The sequence below is a fragment of the Mesorhizobium sp. WSM4847 genome (assembly GCF_055811335.1).
Genome location: NZ_JBVVPY010000005.1, coordinates 129,682 through 130,460, shown reverse-complemented (window position 1 = coordinate 130,460; position 779 = coordinate 129,682). Strand labels below are relative to the sequence as shown.

At 61.7% G+C, this 779-nt stretch carries 1 pseudogene; it reads right to left on the bottom strand.

Features of this window, described 5'->3' with window-relative positions:
* Positions 1 to 779: pseudogene (locus tag AC0L28_RS08845) on the bottom strand (kinesin); the annotation flags it as partial.

Genomic DNA, 779 nt, shown 5'->3' with positions numbered 1-779 from the left:
GCGAGATCGTCTTCGAGCGCCTTGGACAGGATTGAGCGGTCCTGGATGAGCTTCTCGGCGTGGCTGTTCACAAGACCATTGACACCGCCGAGATCGGCCTCCAGCGCCCGCGCGAACTCTGCGCGATTGTCGGTCAGCTGCTGAGACTGATCGGCGACGACACCCTTGATGGTATTGAGGTCGGCTTCCAATGCGCGTCTGAGCAGGTCGCGGCCTTCGGCCAGCTTCTCGACCTGGCCGGCAACCAGCCCGTCGATGCTCGACCGGCTTTCGGCCAGCTTGGCGAGATCGTCTTCGAGCGCCTTCGACAGGATCGAGCGGTCTTCCGCAAGCTTTTCGGACTGGTCCGATATAACGCTTTTGATCGTGTTGAGATCGGACTCGAGCGCGCGCTTGAGAATGTCGCGACCCTCGGCCAGTTTCTCGACCTGCCCGGTAACCAGCCCATCGATGCTCGACCGGCTTTCCGCCAATTTGGCGAGATCCTCTTCGAGCGCCTGGGACAGGGTCGAGCGATCTGCGGCGAGCCTGTTCATGTGATCGGAGATAAGGCCGTTCACGCTCTGCAGGTCGGTTTCCAACGCCTTCGAGAGCTGATCACGGTCTTCCGCCAGCTTTTCCGACTGGCCTGATAGGACCTCCTTGATCGTGTTGAGATCGGATTCCAGCGCGCGCTTGAGGATGTCGCGGCCCTCGGCCAGTTTCTCGACCTGGCCGGCAACCAGCCCGTCGATGCTCGACCGGCTTTCGGCCAGCTTGGCGAGATCGTCTTCGAGCGC